Source organism: Mesorhizobium sp. B3-1-7 (genome assembly GCF_006439385.1).
GTDB lineage: Bacteria > Pseudomonadota > Alphaproteobacteria > Rhizobiales > Rhizobiaceae > Mesorhizobium.
The window spans coordinates 119307-134524 of record NZ_VFTL01000013.1 but is presented as its reverse complement, the minus strand read 5'-3'; the positions used below and the strand labels follow the sequence as shown (position 1 = coordinate 134524).

Sequence of the window (15218 nt, the reverse complement as noted above, 5' to 3'; positions counted from 1 at the left end):
GTTGTTACAGCCTGCGGCAGACCATCGCGGCGGCGTTTCGTTGTTACGCGGCCTGGCCGTCGCTATATCAAAGACTTGTTGCCTTTCTGCGCCATCGAAGCGCAAGATATGTTTGGCGCGACCCGGTGGTGGCAGGGGCAGCGCATGTTGGACCGGGAACTGGAACAGAGTGCTTTTTCGACGCCGAGAGCCTGATGGCCTCCTTGAGCGGGTGCGTACTTATCTTTGGCCGCGCCGCTCGTTCTCGCGTTCCGTGCAATATTTCTCCAAACGCATCCTGCGGCTGAAGGCGACGCCGCATTCCGTCGCCGCCGGCGTCGCCGCGGGCGTTTTCGCTTCCTTCTTCCCGCTTGGCTTCCACTTCATCGTCGCTGCCGTTTTGTGCTGGATCATCGCCGGCAATCTGGTCGCGGCGGCGCTCGGCGCCGTGTTCTTCGGCAATCCGTTGACCTTCCCACTTTTGTGGGGCGCGTCCTGGGAAACCGGCAAACTGCTCCTGCATGAGCACCTGCCGAAGCACGGCCCGCCCGAGCATCTGGGCGAAATGATGCACAAGCTCTCCTTCGCGAAGCTCTGGCACCCCGTTCTGGAGCCGATGCTCATTGGCGCGGTGCCGCTTGGCCTCGTCTTCGGGCTCGTGTTCTACGCCATCACGCGCTGGGGCATGACCGTGTTTCGCGAGCAGCGCAGGAAGCGCATGGTCGAGCGCGCCGAGAAGAAAGCGCGGCAGGGTGGACGGGAAGTGCCGGCGGAATGATCATCGGCATCGGCAGCGACCTGATCGACATCAGACGCATCGAAAAATCGCTGGAACGGCACGGCCGGCGCTTCGTCCAGCGCATCTATACCGAGGTCGAACAGGCCAAGTCGGAAAAGCGCGCCGCCCGCGCTGCCTCCTACGCCAAGCGCTTCGCCGCCAAGGAGGCCTGCGCCAAGGCGTTGGGCACCGGCATGGCCGAAGGCGTGTTCTGGCGCGACATGGGCGTGGTCAACCTGCCGAGCGGCGCGCCGACCATGGCGCTGACCGGCGGCGCCGCGGCCAGGCTGGAGAAAATCCTGCCGAAAGGCCACTGTGCGCTGATCCATCTCACCATCACCGATGATTTCCCGCTTGCTCAAGCCTTTGTGATCATCGAGGCGGTGCCCGCCGAACAAGCGCCACATTGATTCCATTTGACCACGAGCGGCATGACGTTGCTCAGCGCCCGCCGAGACTCTATACCAACATCGCACAATCGAGGACGACATGAGCGTGGCTGAAAAATCGCAGAAGAAATCCGGCGGGCTTGGTGAAACCTTCTCCGTCATCATCCAGGCTCTGCTGCTCGCGCTCGTCATCCGCACGCTGCTCTTCCAGCCTTTCTCCATTCCGTCGGGCTCGATGCGGCCGACGCTCCTCGAAGGCGACTATCTCTTCGTCACCAAATGGGCCTATGGCTACTCGCGGTACTCGTTGCCCTTCGGCCCCGATCTCTTCTCGGGCCGCATCTGGGGCTCCGAGCCCAAGCGCGGCGACGTGGTGGTGTTCAAGTTCCCGCCGGATCCGTCGGTCGACTACATCAAGCGCGTCGTCGGCCTGCCCGGCGACAAGATCCAGGTGAAGGATGGCCAGCTTTTCATCAATGATGTCGGCGTGCCGCGCGTAAAGACCGGCCAGATCGACAATCCCGATGTCACCGAGGAAAACCGGCCGATCGACGTCTACCGTGAAACGCTGCCGAACGGCGTCAGCTACGACACGCTCGACATCAATTCCGATTCGATCGGCGACAACACGCGCGAATTCGTCGTGCCGGCCGGGCACTATTTCATGATGGGCGACAATCGCGACAATTCCTCCGACAGCCGCTTTGCCGTCGGCTATGTGCCGGCCGAGAACCTTGTCGGCCGCGCCAACGTCATCTTCTTCTCGATCGCCGGCAAGGCGAGCCCGCTCGAGATCTGGAAGTGGCCGTCGCTGATGCGCGCCGGGCGCCTGTTCCATTTCGTCCACTAGAACGATGGCGGCCAGCAAGCGTTTGACCGCCGATGCCCTCGCCGAAGCGCTTGTCGAGCGTACCGGCCATGTCTTCGCCGACCGGCAGCGCCTGCAGCGGGCGCTGACCCATGCCAGCGCCCGTTCGACCCATGCCGGCGTCGACTACGAGCGTTTCGAATTCCTGGGTGACCGCGTTCTTGGCCTTGTCGTGGCCGACATGCTGCTCGCGGCCTTTCCCGATGCCGCCGAGGGCGAGTTGTCGCTGCGCCTCAACGCGCTGGTCAATGCCGAGGCGCTCTCGGAAATCTCCGAACAGATCGGCCTGCCGGAACTCGTGCGCGCCGGTTCCGATGTACGCAATCTCGAGGGACGCAAGCGCACCAATCTGCGCGCCGATGCGCTGGAATCGCTGATAGCCGTGCTCTACCTCGACGGCGGGCTGGACGCGGCGCGTGCGTTCATCCACCGCTACTGGCGGCCGCGCTCGCAAGCGACAGGGGCCGCGCGGCGCGACGCCAAGACCGAATTGCAGGAGTGGGCGCACCAGGCGGCCGCCGGCGCCGTGCCGGCCTACCGCATCGACGGCCGCGAGGGACCGGACCACGATCCGCTGTTCAGGGTCAGCGTCGAGGTCGGCTCTTTTGCTCCCGCGACCGGCAGCGGCCGCTCCAAGCGCGAGGCCGAGCAGGCAGCGGCGGCTACTCTTTTGCTGCGCGAGGGCGTATGGAGCGCGGCATGACCGCAAACCAATCCCCCGAGCCCCCCAACACCCGCTCCGGCTTCGTCGCGCTGATCGGCGCGCCCAATGCCGGCAAGTCGACGCTGGTCAACCAGCTTGTCGGCGCCAAGGTGTCGATCGTCACCCACAAGGTGCAGACCACCCGCGCCATCGTGCGCGGCATCGCCACGCATGACAACGCGCAGATAGTCTTTGTCGACACGCCCGGCATCTTCAAGCCGAAGCGGCGGCTGGACACCGCGATGGTGACCACCGCCTGGGGCGGCGCCAAGGACGCGGATGTCGTGGTGCTGCTGATCGACGCCGAGCGCGGCATCAAAGGTGACGCCGATGCCATCCTCGACCGGCTGAAGGACGTCCGGCAGCCGATGCTTCTGGTCCTCAACAAGGTCGACCGCGTCAAGCCGGAAACGCTTCTTGCGCTGGCCGCGACAGCGAACGAACGCGTTCCGTTCAAGCGCACCTTCATGGTCTCCGCGCTCACCGGCTCCGGCTGCAAGGACCTGCTCGACTATCTCGCCGAGACGCTTCCAGCCGGTCCCTGGTATTATCCAGAGGACCAGATATCCGACCTGCCGATGCGCCAGCTCGCGGCCGAAATCACGCGCGAGAAGCTTTATCTGCGGCTCCATCAGGAGCTTCCCTATTCCTCGCATATCGAAACCGAGAAATGGGAAGAGAAGAAGGACGGCTCGGTGCGCATCGAGCAGGTCATCTATGTCGAGCGCGACAGCCAGAAGAAGATCGTGCTCGGCCACAAGGGCGAGACGATCCGCGCCATCGGCCAGGCCGCGCGGATGGAAATCGCCGGCATCCTCGAGCAGAAGGTGCATCTCTTCCTGTTCGTGAAGGTGCGCGAGAATTGGGGCGACGACCCCGAGCGCTACCGCGAGATGGGGCTGGAATTTCCGGGGTAAGCCGGTTTGCGTCGCTCCAACTTGATTTCGCCGCGCAACAGGTGAAAAGCTCCGCCCATGGAATGGCGCGACGAGGGAATCGTTCTTGGCACTCGCAAGCATGGCGAAACCAGCGCCATCCTCGAGGTGATGACGCGTGCGCATGGCCGCCATCTCGGCCTGGTGCGGGGAGGGCGCTCGCGCAAGCAGCAGCCGGTGCTGCAGCCCGGCAACCGCGTCGACCTTCTGTGGCGGGCGCGGCTCGACGAGCATCTGGGCACCTTCCAGGCCGAGGCGATCGAGATGAACGCCGCGCGGCTGATGGACAGTGCGGTCGCCGTCTACGGCCTGCTGACCATGGCCGCGCATCTCAGGCTCCTGCCCGAGCGCGATGCCCATGGCGGCCTTTACGAGGCGCTTGCCGTGATGATCTCGCATCTGGGCGATGCCGATGCGGCGGGCGAGCTGGTGGCGCGCTTCGAGCTGCTCATCCTTGATGAATTGGGCTTCGGCCTCGACTTCAGCCAATGCGCGGCGACCGGCTCCAGGCAGGATCTCGCCTATGTCTCGCCGAGATCCGGACGCGCAGTGTCGCGCGAAGCCGGTGCGGCCTGGCACGACAAGATGCTGGCGCTGCCCGCCTTCCTGCAGCGCGGCTCCGGCCTGCGCGCCGATGCGGCGGCACTGGAAGACGCCTTCCGGCTGACCGGCTTCTTCTTCACCCGCCATGTCTACGAGCCGCGCGGCGTCGAGCCGCCCGACACCCGCGCCGGCTTCCTGGCCGCGCTGCGCCGGCACCATACGGCGGTGAAGGCGATTGCGGGCGGGGCAGGATAGCTGAGGCGAGCGCCTAATAGGCTCCCCGCCGCTCCAGGAAATCGTCGAGCATGGCGCGCTGGCCCTTCAGGATCTTGAGCCCGGCTTCGGGCAATGGAAACCAGCCGGCTCGATCCACTTCCGGGAATTCCTTCATGCGTCCCGATTTTGGCGGCCATTCCATGGTGAACATGTTGCTCCTGATGGCATCCGCATCGATGTCGGCCTCGACGCTCCACGCGATGACGATCTTGCCGCCCGGCTGCTTGTAGCCGCCGAGCGGCCGGAAATCGCCGGCGACGGCGACGCCGAGCTCCTCTTCGGCCTCGCGTTTGGCGGCCTCCAGCTCATCCTCATTGTCGTCGATCAGTCCTTTCGGGATGGACCACGCGCCTTCATCCTTTCTTGCCCAGAACGGCCCGCCCGGGTGGACGAGCAGGAATTCGAACACACCGGCAATGCGCCTGTGGATCAGCAGGCCCGCGCTTTTCTGCGGCATTGGTCACCTCGCAGCATCTTCTTCGTCCGCGCGAGAATAGCATGGGTATTTCGCGACTGAGGTCACCCAATCTCGCCGGCAATGCCGGCAACTCGGCCCTTGGATAACCAGGCAAGTTGCTGGCAATCGGCGACGAAACATGCTCGATCTTGTCAGTCGGCCCGATCTTGTTAGCCAGCAAGACGCTGATTTCGACCAGCCGTCTCATCGCCGCATTTGTTGGCCACGACTGGTTTGGTTTTGAGGGAAACCGCCATGTTTTTCAGCCTGATCGCCATTGCCGCCGTCATAGCTCTTTTCGTCATCGTTTCACGCCAGCAGAACCGCATCGCGCTGGTCGAGCGCGAGCTCGGCGTCCTGCGCCGCCTGGTGCAGTCGGGCGCTTCGCTGTCCGCGCCCAAGGCGGCGGACGCCACGCGGGAGGGTCTTCCCGAGGAGGCCAAGGCAGCCGTGGCGCCTGCCGCGCGGTCGGCGGACGGCGCGGCCGAAGAGATCGCTGCGAAGCCCGAGGCGGCCGAAGAGGCGGCAGCGGCAGGACCTTGGACGAAGGCCCAGGCGGCCGCGGCGCAATCCGCCGGGCCGTCCGAACCGGCGCAACCTGTCTCAGCCACCGAGACGCCCGGAGCAGAACCGCCCGCGCCCGCGAAGGCGGCGCGCCAGAGCGATGTCGAGACGGCGCTGGGCACGCGTTGGGCGGTCTGGGTCGGCGGCATCGCACTGGCGCTGGGCGGCCTATTCCTGATCCGCTACACAATCGAAGCCGGCATCTTCGGCCCCGGCGTGCGCCTGACGATGGCCGGCATCCTCGGCCTGGTGCTGATTGGCGGCGCCGAATTCATCCGTCGCACCGGCTTCAAGGTGCCGGTGCAAGGCGCCGCCGGCGCCTACATCCCCGCGATCCTGACCGGGGCGGGCGCCTTCATCCTGTTCGGCACGGTCTACGCCGCGCACGGCATCTACGCCTTCATCGGTCCGGCGACGGCCTTCGTGCTGCTTGGTGCCGTCGGCGTCGCGACCATTGGCGCATCGCTCCTGCATGGCCTGGCGCTGGCCGGCATCGGTCTCGTCGGCGCCATGGTCACGCCGGCGCTGGTCGCCTCGCAGGCGCCCAATCCCTGGGCGCTGTTCGTCTATCTGGCGATCGTGCTCGCCGCCACGGCGGCAATCGCCCGCATCCGCGACTGGAGGGCATTGGTTGCCGCCGCTTTCGCCGGCACCGGCATCTGGACCATTCTTTACATGGTCGACGCGCCAGACGTGAATCTTGCCGCCGTCCTGTTCATCAGCCTGGCGACGCTCGCCGTGCTGGCTTTCGTCTGGCTCGGCCTTTTCTTGGTTACTGGCCGCGACGATGCGGCGCGCGGCTTCGACTGGCCGTCGATCGCGCCCGGCTTCTTCATCGCCTTGAGCGCGCTTGGGCTGTCCGTCGATCCGGCCTTTGCCAGCGCCGGCGATGCCTTGCACGGCGTGGTCCTTTTGGCCGCTCTGGTCGCGGTGGCGCTCTACCGGCCGCGCGCGCTGCCGCTGGTCTTCGCCGCCGGCATCGCGACAGTGCTGATCTATCTCGGCATCATCCCGCCCGCCACGATCGGCGCCAACGCGCTCGATGTCGGGCTGGACGCTCAGCCCCTGGCGTCGTCCGACACCCTGACTTTCCGCATCGGCATCGCGCTTGGCCTGATCTTCCTCGCGGCAGGTTTCTGGGCGGCGCGCCGCTTTGCCGCCACCGCTTCGCTGCGCGCGGCCTGCTGGGCCGCCTGGGGCGTCATTGCTCCGCTGACGGTGCTCACCGCGCTGTGGCTTACCTTCGGCGATATCGACCGCGACCTCGGCTACGCGTTGCCGGCGTTGTTGCTGGTGCTCGCCTTCGCCGCCGGCGGTGAATGGATCGCGCGCGCCGAGGAGCCGCCGTTGACCGGCGGCCCGGCTGCGTCCTTCGCGCTTGGCGGCGCCGGCGTCGCCGGCCTGTTGATGCTGCACATGGCCTTCGGTTCCGGCTGGACGACAGTGCTCCTGGGCGCCGCCGCTGTCGTGCCGGCGCTGGCGACGCGCTGGCGGTCCTACCCCGTGCTGGGCTGGGTCGCGGTGGGCGCGGCGGTCGCCGTGCTCGCCCGTGTCGCCTTCGATCCGACCATCGTCGGCGCGGCGTCTCTCGCCAGGACGCCGGTCTTGAACTGGCTGCTGCCTGGCTACGGCGTGCCGGCGCTCGCCTTCGGCTTCGCCGCCTGGCAACTCGCTCGCACCACCAATGGCCGGCCGCGCCTTGCCATGGAGGCAGCCTCGGCGCTGTTCGCGCTGCTCACCATCGCCATGCTGGTGCGCCACGCCATGCATGGCGGCGTCATCGACACCGGCACCGTGACCCTTGCCGAACAGGCGATCTACACGCTGATCGCGCTCGGCGCCGGCGCCATGCTGGTCGCCATCGACATGCGCTCGCCAAGCTCGGTGCTGCGCTATGGCTCGATGGCCGCCGGCGTGATCTCGGCGGGCCTGATCGCCGTGCAGCATTTCGTGGTGCTGAACCCGCTGCTGACGGACGAGTCGACCGGCACGGTTCCTGTCTTCAACCTTTTGTTCCTCGCCTATCTGCTGCCGGCGATCGCGGCGGGCGCGCTGGCGCTCTATGTCCGCGACAAGCGTCCGAGATGGTATGCGGCGATGCTGGCGCTGATCGCCTCGCTGCTTGCCTTCGCCTATGCCACGCTTTCGGTGCGCCGCCTGTTCAAAGGCGAGTTCATCGCCTTGTGGAGCGGGCTTGGCCAGCTCGAGACCTACACTTACTCGGCGCTCTGGCTGGTCATAGGCGTTGCGTTGCTCACCGCCGGCGTCTGGCTGAAGTCGCAAGTGCTGCGCATCGCCTCCGCGGTGCTGATCGCGGTCGCGGTGCTGAAAGTCTTCCTGTTCGATATGTCGGAGCTGGAAGGCGTGCTGCGCGCGCTCTCCTTCATCGGCCTGGGCGCGGTGCTGATCGGCATCGGCCTGTTCTACCAGCGGCTGCTGACGCGGGCGGCGAGGAAAGGGTGAAAGTCTGGGGTTTCCTGGACTGCTGCCACTATTTCCGGACAACGCCGCGCAGGCGGCGCTCTTCGGCTGCCTCTTTGATGAGGCCAGCAATCTTGCGGACGAATGCCGGACTGAAGGAACCGATCGGCTTCGTCGTCACGAGGTCGTAAGCTTCGTCAACACGCGCACGGTTGTACTCGTCGAGGATCAGCCATGACGGAAAATCGAGGCCGCCCCTACGACACTCGATCTCACTGATGGCAATATAAGTGCGGGTCGCGTGGGGTTGCTGCGAGGTGAGCGGGAACAGGAACAGCGCTGCCGGCGTAGTCGGCGTTCTGACCACGATGCAGACAGGGCGCGCTTTGCGGCCGGACTCCTCACCAGCGTCAGCCTGCCGTGCCCACAAATAGTAATATCGAAGCAGATCGCCGGGCTTAAACATCCGGCTCATCGCCACTTATGATGGCTTCCAACCCCGACATCAGTTCGTTGTGGATCTCGTCAGGCGCATTCTCGAGCGTGTAAGCCGCGGCATGAGACGAACCAACGAGTTGCCGGTATTGCCTGGCCGACAGGATGATCAGCTTTTCCTTGCCGCGTTTTGTCAGCGCGACAGGCTCGATCATTGCTGTTTCGAGGATTTCGCCCGATACGCGGTTCATGTCTGAAAAGGTGAATTGTTTCATCGATTGCCTCATACGCGATATACGCAATATACGTATCTTACGTAATTAAACAATGAGTCGGTTTGGGACTCGAACGGGAATAAGCCGGCCCACGCCTTCGTTATTCATTTGCTTGGGTAATCGCAGCGGTTCGGCCGCTTCGCGCTGACTGCTTGCACCGCGCCTGGAAGGCGCGTTCTATCGGGATGGAAAGCGACCTCGAAACAAGCGGTCATGGACGACAAGAAGGCAGCGATCCTGAGCGAAATACCGCGGTTGCGGCGCTATGCGCGCTCGCTGCTGCGCGACCGCGATTCCGCCGACGATCTCGTCCAGGATTGCCTGGAGCGGGCGCTTGTGCGGCTCGACAACTGGCAGACTGGAGAGAGCCCCCGGAGGTGGCTGTTTACGATCATGCATCACTTGTTCATCGACCAGATGCGCAAGGTCAACCGGCGCGGCGAGGCGGCGATATTGCCTCTCGAAGCCGGTGAGGCCCAGTCCGCGCCCGCCGATCAGGTCGAGACCATCGCTTCGCGCGAGATCATGGATGCCTTGCAGGCGATCAGCCCCGATCGCCGTGCGGCCTTGGTGATGGTCGCCATCGAGGGCTTTTCCTATGCCGAGGCAGCCAACATCCTTGGCGTGCCGGCCGGCACGCTGATGTCGCGCATCGCGCGCGGCCGCGAGGAATTGCGAGGATTGCTCGACGACACATTGCGCCGCCGCTCGCTGAGGATCGTCGAGAAATGACCCGCCGCGATTTTTCCGAACGCGATATCCACATGGCCCTCGACGGCGAGCTGCCGGGCGACGAACGCATGGCCTATGACGCCTGGCTCGAGGCCAATCCCGAGATGAAGGCGAAGTCCGCGCGCTACATCGCCGATCGCGCCGCCATGCGCGCTGCTTTCGCTGGCGTGATGGACGAGCCGGTGCCGGCGAGGCTGCGGCAGGCATTGCTCGGCCAGGCCCCTGCAAAGGCATCGGCCTGGCGCTCGCGCTGGTGGCTCTCGGCCGCGGCTGCCGTGGTGCTCGCCGTCGGCGGGTTTGGCGGCTATATCGCCGGCATCGACGGCATCGCCCGTGGCGGCGATGGCGACGACCAGCTCGCCGAGCAGGCGATCGCCGCCCATGTCGTCTACGCGGCCGAGAAGCGTCATGCCGTCGAGGTTCCGGCGAGCGACAAGGATCATCTCCAGACCTGGCTGTCGAACCGCGTCGGGCTGAAGCTGGTTGCGCCCGACCTGACGGCCGAGGGCTTCGAATTGATCGGCGGCCGGCTGCTGCCGGCCGGTGAGCAAGGCAAGGCGGCAATGCTGCTCTACGAGGACGCCAAGGGCGAGCGCATCTCGCTCTTCGTCACCGCCGAATCGGCTCAAACATCGAAGGGCACCTATACGGCCGAGGCGGGCGGTCCGGAGGCGGTCTACTGGCTGGACAAGGGCTATGCCTGCGCCGTCGTCGGCTCGTTGCCGCCTGAGCGATTGTCGGATGTCGCAAAGAGCGCCTATGGCCAGCTCGTGGCCGGCATATCGAGCTGAACCGGCTGCGTTTTTCGGCGGCCGGCAACCCGTCGAACGGCAATTCCGTTCAAGCGCCTGGCCCTTTCCTGCCGTGGCGGAAACTGTCACAATTCGGCCCTAATCAAGGAGCGATAGCGCTTGATGAATGCTGGCGCTTCGGCCAGTGTTCGCGACGCATCCACCGGGGCCGTTTTCTTAAACCCAATCGAGGTTCTCCCAAGCCCGCATGCCTGCCGAGATCCGCAAGGCCCGCGCGTCAGACGTCGATGACCTCGCCGCCATCGAGAAGGCCGTTTTTCCGGGCGACAGGCTCTCGCGCCGCTCTTTCCGCCAGTTCATCGAACGTGAAACCGCCGAGATGCTGGTGGCCGAGAACGAGGGCCGAGTCGCCGGCTATGCCGTGGTGCTGTTTCGCAAGGGCAGCGGAGTCGCGCGGCTCTATTCCATCGCCGTCGGCCCCTTCTTCGGCCGGCTCGGCATCGGTCGCCTTCTGTTGGCGGCCGCCGAGGAAGCGGCCTTCGAGCACGATCGGCTGCTGCTTCGTCTCGAAGTGCGCGAGGACAACGACCGCGCCATCCGTATCTACGAGCAGGCCGGCTATCGAAGACTGGGCCGCGAGCCCGACTATTACGAGGATGGCGCGACGGCGCTGCGCTATGAAAAGACGCTGCGCGGCGACACCCCGACCGCGACCAGGGTGCCGTTCTACCAACAGACCTGCGAGTTCAGCTGCGGCCCGTGCTGCCTGATGATGGCGATGGCCAATTTCGACCGTGGCTTCGTGCCCGACCCGGTCATGGAAATCCGCCTGTGGCGCGAGGCGACCACGGTCTTCATGATGTCCGGCCCTGGCGGCTGCGAGCCTTTCGGCCTGGCGGTCGCCGGCTACGAGAGCGGGCTCGCGGCCGAGATATTCGTCTCCTTCTACGGCGCGTTGTTCCTGCAGTCGGTGAGGAGCGAGGACAAGCGCCGGGTGATGGAGCTCGCCCAGGTCGATTTCCGCCGGCGCGCCGAACTCTACGGCATTCCGGTCAATTACCGTCCGTTCGGCATCGGCGACATCCGCGACGCCCTGGCCGAGGGCAAGCTGGTGGTAGTGCTGGTCAGCGGCTTCCTGATGTTCGGCAAGAAGGTGCCGCATTGGGTGCTGGCCATCGGCGACGACGGCGATCATATCTTGATCCACGACCCATGGGTGGAGGATGAAAGGCAGGAAACGATCCTCGATGCCGCGAACATTCCGGTGCCCTACGACATTTTCATGAACATGGCGCAGTTCGGCCGCGACGGTTTGCGGGCCGCCATCACTCTGGGAAAACGCTGAGACAATGACCTGGGTTATCCTCACAGGCAGGCAGAACGACATCGATCAGGTGGCCACACCCCACAAGATCATCACCAACCGCGACTATCTCGCGCATCCGGCGCTGTTCCGCGGCCAACGGCCGAAGGTGATCAACCTGTCGAACAACTACGGCTACCAGAGCCGCGGCTACTACGCCTCGCTGCTGGCCGGCTCGCGCGGCCACCGGGTGATCCCGACCGTCGAGACCATGATCGACCTGTCGGAGCGCAAGCTTTACGAGCACGCGTTGCCGGAACTAGAGCTTGCCTTGAACAAATGCAGGAAGGACCTCGGCGGGACTTTCCCGGCCAAGGTCGCGATCTTCTTCGGCATTGGTCCGTCGAAAGTCTGGGACCGTTTCGCCAAGCTTTTGTTCGACTGGTTCCGCGCGCCGGCGCTCGAGGTCCACATCAAGGACAGCGCCGAATGGGCCTCGATCCGCAAGATCGGCTTCCTGCCGCTCGCCCGCATGACCGAGGATGAGGAAGAATTCTTCCTGCAATGCCTGGACACCTATACCAACCGCGAGTGGCGCGACACCAAGGGCCGCACGCCGGCGCGCTATACTTTCGCCACGCTGGTCGATCCGCATGAGGAACTGCCGCCGTCGGAAATCTCCTCGCTGCGCTATTGGGCGAGGATTGCCGAGAAGATGGGCGTCGAAGTCGAGCCGATCACCAGGAAGGACTTGGCCAAGCTCGCCAACTACGACGCGCTGTTCATCCGCGAGACCACCTCGATCTCCAACCACACCTACCGCTTCGCGCGCCGCGCCCAGCAGGAAGGCATGCCGGTGATCGACGATCCGCTGTCGATGATCCGCTGCACCAACAAGGTCTATCTCAACGAACTGATGACCTACAACAAGGTGCCGGTGCCGCCGACGGTGATGATCGCCGGCACGTCTGACTTCGAAGTGGCGGCGCAGACGCTCGGCTTCCCTCTGGTCCTGAAGATCCCGGATTCGTCTTTCTCACGCGGCGTCAAGAAATGCGAGAACATGGCCGAGTTGACCAAACTCGCGACCGAATGGCTGGACGATTCCGATCTCTTGATCGCGCAGAAATTCATTCCGACCGAATATGACTGGCGCGTCGGCGTGCTCGGCGGCCAGCCGCTCTTTGCCGTGCACTATCTGATGGCGAAGAAGCACTGGCAAATCGTGAACCACAAGGCCAGCGGCAAGCCCGACCAGGGCGGGATCAAGACATTCACGCTGAAGCAGACGCCGCCTCATGTCGTCGAGACGGCGGTCAAGGCCGCAAAATGCATCGGCGACGGGCTCTACGGCGTCGACCTCAAGGAGACCAAGGACGGCGTCTTCGTCATAGAGGTCAACGACAATCCCAATCTCGACCATGGCTGGGAGGATTCGGGCGAGAAGGACGAGCTGTGGGTGCGGCTGACGCAATGGTTCCTGGAGCGCCTGGAGAGGCCGGATAAGTAGCGGCCGGACAAATAGCGGCCGGAGAACCAACCGCCTGATTTGAGGGAACAAAATGCTGTTTTTCGTGATCGAGGATTTCCACGGCTCGGACCGCAAGGAGATCTACCGCCGCTTCCGCGACAAAGGCCGGCTGAAGCCCGACGAGCTCGTCGTGCATCACAGCTGGATCGCGGGCGACATGAGCCGCTGCTTCATGCTGGTGGAAGCCGACGATGCGATGGTGCTGCAGCGCTGGGTCATCGAATGGGCGGATTTGGTCGAATTCGAGATCGTTCCGGTGGCCAACAGCAAGGATATGGTAGCGGCATTGGCCGGGCATCTGTGAACGCATGTTTCGCGGGCCGTCAGATTGACGGCGTGACCAGCGCCGGCGATCTGACCGCGCGCCGGCACTCATTGATCAGCCATTCGCGGAACGCCGTCACGGCATCGCGCCTCGCGCTGCGTTCGGGGATCGTCAGGCAATAGGGCTGGCGCAGTTCCAGGGATTGTGCGGCGGCCCGCACCAGCTTGCCATCCTCCAGCGCCTGGGCGCAATAGATGCCTTGCGCCAGCGCCACGCCCAGTCCTGAAATGGCGAGATCGAGCGCTGCCCGCGACGAGTTGGCCGAAAGCCCGCGCTGTGTCGCGCGGGACTCGCTTCCCGCCGCGTCGAACCAGTTGCGCCAGGATGGAAAAGATGCCCCCGTCGGTCCCCAGTCGGTGTGAATGAGCGGCAGGCCGGCAAGGCCGTCGGATCCGGTGGCGCCGGCCAGCATCGGCGCGCAGACGGGATAGACAGCATCCCTGACGATCTCCTCGGTCGGATGCTCGCGATAATGCGGACCGTAGGAGAGACGGATGTCGATCAGTTCATGATCGAACGGCACCGGATCGTCGTCGCCTCTCAGCGATATGTCGGCGGCGCCATGCGATGCGACAAAGCCGGCGATGCGCTCGGAAAGCCAGCCCATCGCCATGGAGGGCGGCACCGAAACGACGAGCCTCGGCCGGAACGCATCGCCGCCGACGTCGCGTGCGACACTGCCGATTTCCCGGAAGGCCATGCTGAGCCGCGGCAGCATCTCCACCCCGGCCTCGGTCAGCACCGCGCGCCGGTTGACCCGATGGAACAGCTTTCGTCCCATCTGCTCCTCGACGGTGCGGATAAGCTGGCTGACGGCCGCCGCCGAAATCGACAGTTCCTCCGCCGCGGCCGCGAAGCTGCCTGTGCGCGCCGCCGCTTCGAAGGCCTGAAGTCCGCGCAAGGAGGGAAGAGCGACCATGGCAATCCAAAAGATAAGTCTACCTTATCTATTTCGCAGAAATCCTCGTTTTTCGAAAGGTTTATTTCTGGGTATCGTGGCCTCATGAACGCAATCGACTACGACGCAGCCATCGACCATCGCTCCGTGATAGCCTCGCTGACGAATGAGGAGCGCAGCCGGCTGACCGGAAAATCGGATGGGCCGGGCCTTGCCCAGTTCGCGCTCCATCTCGGCGCGATCATCCTCCTCGGCGCGCTGATCGCGGCCAAGGTGCCGTTCTGGCCGGTCCTGATGCTGCCGCAGGGCGTCCTGGTCGTGTTCCTGTTCACGCTGCTGCATGAAACGGTGCACAGGACGGCGTTCGAAACACAGTGGCTGAATGATATGGTCGCGCGCTTCTGCAGCCTGGCGATCGCGCTGCCGGCCGACTGGTTCCGCTATTTCCATTTCGCCCATCACCGCTTCACCCAGGACCCCGAGAACGATCCGGAACTGGCCCTTCCGAAGCCCGAGACGATGCGGCAATACATCGTTCACGTCTCCGGCCTTCCGGTATGGTGGGGCCATTGCAAGACGCTCTACACCAATGCAATGGGACGCTGCCGCGACAGCTACGTGCCGCCAAAGGGCTTGCCGAAGGTGAAGGCCGAGGCGCGGGCGATGATCGCCTTCTATGTCGTCCTGCTGGCGCTTGCGGTCTGGTTCAAGGCATCGGTGCTGCTTTATGTCTGGATCGTGCCGGCGCTGCTCGGCCAGCCGTTCCTCAGGCTCTATCTGCTGGCCGAGCACGGCCGCTGTCCCTTCGTCGCCAACATGCTGGAAAACACCCGTACGACGCTGACCAACTGGTTCGTGCGCAAGCTCGCCTGGAACATGCCTTACCATGCCGAGCACCACGCCTATCCCGGCGTGCCGTTCCACCAGTTGCCGCAATTCCACCGGCTGATCGAGCGGCACCTCAAGGTGGTCGAGCCCGGCTATGTCAGCTTTCATGAGAAGTACATCGAGACGCTACGCTAGCGAGCGTTGATGTTCAGGTGATGCCGGCCCG

The 15218-nt window shown here is 64.7% G+C and carries 17 protein-coding genes; 13 read left to right on the top strand and 4 right to left on the bottom strand.

Annotated elements, in window-relative coordinates:
* Positions 1–169 precede the first annotated feature (169 nt).
* The 6 genes from FJ417_RS13320 to recO all read left to right on the top strand — a co-directional run bounded on the left by FJ417_RS13320 (position 170) and on the right by recO (position 4450).
* The gene (locus tag FJ417_RS13320) at positions 170–757 is read left to right on the top strand and encodes a DUF2062 domain-containing protein (RefSeq protein ID WP_140644378.1); all 588 of its coding nucleotides are present in this window, start codon (positions 170–172) and stop codon (positions 755–757) included.
* Complete coding sequence (gene acpS / locus FJ417_RS13315; RefSeq protein ID WP_140644380.1) at positions 754–1167, top strand: holo-ACP synthase; 414 nt, start codon at positions 754–756, stop codon at positions 1165–1167. The genes FJ417_RS13320 and acpS overlap by 4 nt, the downstream gene beginning before the upstream one ends.
* 79 nt (positions 1168–1246) lie before the next feature.
* On the top strand, positions 1247–1996 hold the full coding sequence (gene lepB / locus FJ417_RS13310; protein ID WP_140783767.1) for a signal peptidase I: 750 nt from the start codon (positions 1247–1249) through the stop codon (positions 1994–1996).
* Positions 1997–2000: 4 nt separating this feature from the next.
* A complete protein-coding gene (gene rnc, locus FJ417_RS13305) occupies positions 2001–2717 on the top strand; it encodes a ribonuclease III (protein WP_140783766.1) in 717 nt (238 codons plus the stop codon).
* On the top strand, positions 2702–3634 hold the full coding sequence (gene era / locus FJ417_RS13300) for a GTPase Era (protein WP_181183210.1): 933 nt from the start codon (positions 2702–2704) through the stop codon (positions 3632–3634). Before rnc ends, era begins: the two co-directional genes overlap by 16 nt.
* A gap of 57 nt (positions 3635–3691) precedes the next feature.
* Positions 3692–4450 (top strand): DNA repair protein RecO, encoded by a 759-nt coding sequence (gene recO / locus FJ417_RS13295; protein WP_140783764.1) that lies wholly within the window; start codon positions 3692–3694, stop codon positions 4448–4450.
* Between the two features lie 13 nt (positions 4451–4463).
* On the opposite strand, the gene FJ417_RS13290 is transcribed toward recO, so the two are convergent.
* Complete coding sequence (locus FJ417_RS13290) at positions 4464–4928, bottom strand: NUDIX domain-containing protein (RefSeq protein WP_140783763.1); 465 nt, start codon at positions 4926–4928, stop codon at positions 4464–4466.
* A gap of 255 nt (positions 4929–5183) precedes the next feature.
* Here FJ417_RS13290 and FJ417_RS13285 point away from each other — a divergent pair, with 255 nt between their 5' ends.
* Positions 5184–7955 (top strand): DUF2339 domain-containing protein, encoded by a 2772-nt coding sequence (locus tag FJ417_RS13285; protein ID WP_140783762.1) that lies wholly within the window; start codon positions 5184–5186, stop codon positions 7953–7955.
* 28 nt (positions 7956–7983) lie between these two features.
* Here FJ417_RS13285 and FJ417_RS13280 read toward each other — a convergent pair whose 3' ends face one another.
* Together FJ417_RS13280 and FJ417_RS13275 are read right to left on the bottom strand one after the other, a co-directional pair.
* Positions 7984–8379, bottom strand: a complete 396-nt coding sequence (locus tag FJ417_RS13280) for a hypothetical protein (protein WP_181175229.1) — start codon at positions 8377–8379, stop codon at positions 7984–7986.
* Positions 8372–8623, bottom strand: a complete 252-nt coding sequence (locus FJ417_RS13275) for a type II toxin-antitoxin system Phd/YefM family antitoxin (protein ID WP_140644394.1) — start codon at positions 8621–8623, stop codon at positions 8372–8374. The genes FJ417_RS13280 and FJ417_RS13275 overlap by 8 nt, the downstream gene beginning before the upstream one ends.
* 213 nt (positions 8624–8836) lie before the next feature.
* Here FJ417_RS13275 and FJ417_RS13270 point away from each other — a divergent pair, with 213 nt between their 5' ends.
* From FJ417_RS13270 to FJ417_RS13250, 5 genes are all read left to right on the top strand, one after another.
* Positions 8837–9355, top strand: coding sequence for an RNA polymerase sigma factor (locus FJ417_RS13270; RefSeq protein WP_140651661.1), 519 nt, complete (start codon positions 8837–8839; stop codon positions 9353–9355).
* On the top strand, positions 9352–10146 hold the full coding sequence (locus tag FJ417_RS13265; RefSeq protein ID WP_140783761.1) for an anti-sigma factor: 795 nt from the start codon (positions 9352–9354) through the stop codon (positions 10144–10146). The genes FJ417_RS13270 and FJ417_RS13265 overlap by 4 nt, the downstream gene beginning before the upstream one ends.
* 208 nt (positions 10147–10354) lie before the next feature.
* Positions 10355–11452 carry a peptidase C39 family protein gene (locus tag FJ417_RS13260; protein WP_140703010.1) on the top strand — a complete coding sequence of 366 codons (1098 nt, stop codon included), beginning with the start codon at positions 10355–10357 and terminating at the stop codon, positions 11450–11452.
* Between the two features lie 4 nt (positions 11453–11456).
* The gene (locus tag FJ417_RS13255) at positions 11457–12920 is read left to right on the top strand and encodes a RimK family protein (protein ID WP_140644402.1); all 1464 of its coding nucleotides are present in this window, start codon (positions 11457–11459) and stop codon (positions 12918–12920) included.
* 52 nt (positions 12921–12972) lie between these two features.
* Entirely contained in the window at positions 12973–13245 is a 273-nt protein-coding gene (locus tag FJ417_RS13250) for a DUF3303 family protein (RefSeq protein WP_140783760.1), read from the top strand.
* Positions 13246–13264: 19 nt separating this feature from the next.
* Here FJ417_RS13250 and FJ417_RS13245 read toward each other — a convergent pair whose 3' ends face one another.
* Complete coding sequence (locus tag FJ417_RS13245; RefSeq protein ID WP_140783759.1) at positions 13265–14185, bottom strand: LysR substrate-binding domain-containing protein; 921 nt, start codon at positions 14183–14185, stop codon at positions 13265–13267.
* Between the two features lie 111 nt (positions 14186–14296).
* Here FJ417_RS13245 and FJ417_RS13240 point away from each other — a divergent pair, with 111 nt between their 5' ends.
* Entirely contained in the window at positions 14297–15187 is an 891-nt protein-coding gene (locus FJ417_RS13240; protein WP_140783784.1) for a fatty acid desaturase family protein, read from the top strand.
* The last annotated feature ends 31 nt before the right edge of the window (positions 15188–15218 follow it).

Coding starts and splice junctions, on each gene's coding strand:
- acpS (WP_140644380.1), top strand. CDS start 754: ATGATCATCGGCATCGGCAGCGACCTGATCGACATCAGACGCATCGAA.
- lepB (WP_140783767.1), top strand. CDS start 1,247: ATGAGCGTGGCTGAAAAATCGCAGAAGAAATCCGGCGGGCTTGGTGAA.
- rnc (WP_140783766.1), top strand. CDS start 2,001: ATGGCGGCCAGCAAGCGTTTGACCGCCGATGCCCTCGCCGAAGCGCTT.
- era (WP_181183210.1), top strand. CDS start 2,702: ATGGAGCGCGGCATGACCGCAAACCAATCCCCCGAGCCCCCCAACACC.
- recO (WP_140783764.1), top strand. CDS start 3,692: ATGGAATGGCGCGACGAGGGAATCGTTCTTGGCACTCGCAAGCATGGC.
- FJ417_RS13290 (WP_140783763.1), bottom strand. CDS start 4,928: ATGCCGCAGAAAAGCGCGGGCCTGCTGATCCACAGGCGCATTGCCGGT.
- FJ417_RS13285 (WP_140783762.1), top strand. CDS start 5,184: ATGTTTTTCAGCCTGATCGCCATTGCCGCCGTCATAGCTCTTTTCGTC.
- FJ417_RS13280 (WP_181175229.1), bottom strand. CDS start 8,379: ATGTTTAAGCCCGGCGATCTGCTTCGATATTACTATTTGTGGGCACGG.
- FJ417_RS13275 (WP_140644394.1), bottom strand. CDS start 8,623: ATGAAACAATTCACCTTTTCAGACATGAACCGCGTATCGGGCGAAATC.
- FJ417_RS13270 (WP_140651661.1), top strand. CDS start 8,837: ATGGACGACAAGAAGGCAGCGATCCTGAGCGAAATACCGCGGTTGCGG.
- FJ417_RS13265 (WP_140783761.1), top strand. CDS start 9,352: ATGACCCGCCGCGATTTTTCCGAACGCGATATCCACATGGCCCTCGAC.
- FJ417_RS13260 (WP_140703010.1), top strand. CDS start 10,355: ATGCCTGCCGAGATCCGCAAGGCCCGCGCGTCAGACGTCGATGACCTC.
- FJ417_RS13255 (WP_140644402.1), top strand. CDS start 11,457: ATGACCTGGGTTATCCTCACAGGCAGGCAGAACGACATCGATCAGGTG.
- FJ417_RS13250 (WP_140783760.1), top strand. CDS start 12,973: ATGCTGTTTTTCGTGATCGAGGATTTCCACGGCTCGGACCGCAAGGAG.
- FJ417_RS13245 (WP_140783759.1), bottom strand. CDS start 14,185: ATGGTCGCTCTTCCCTCCTTGCGCGGACTTCAGGCCTTCGAAGCGGCG.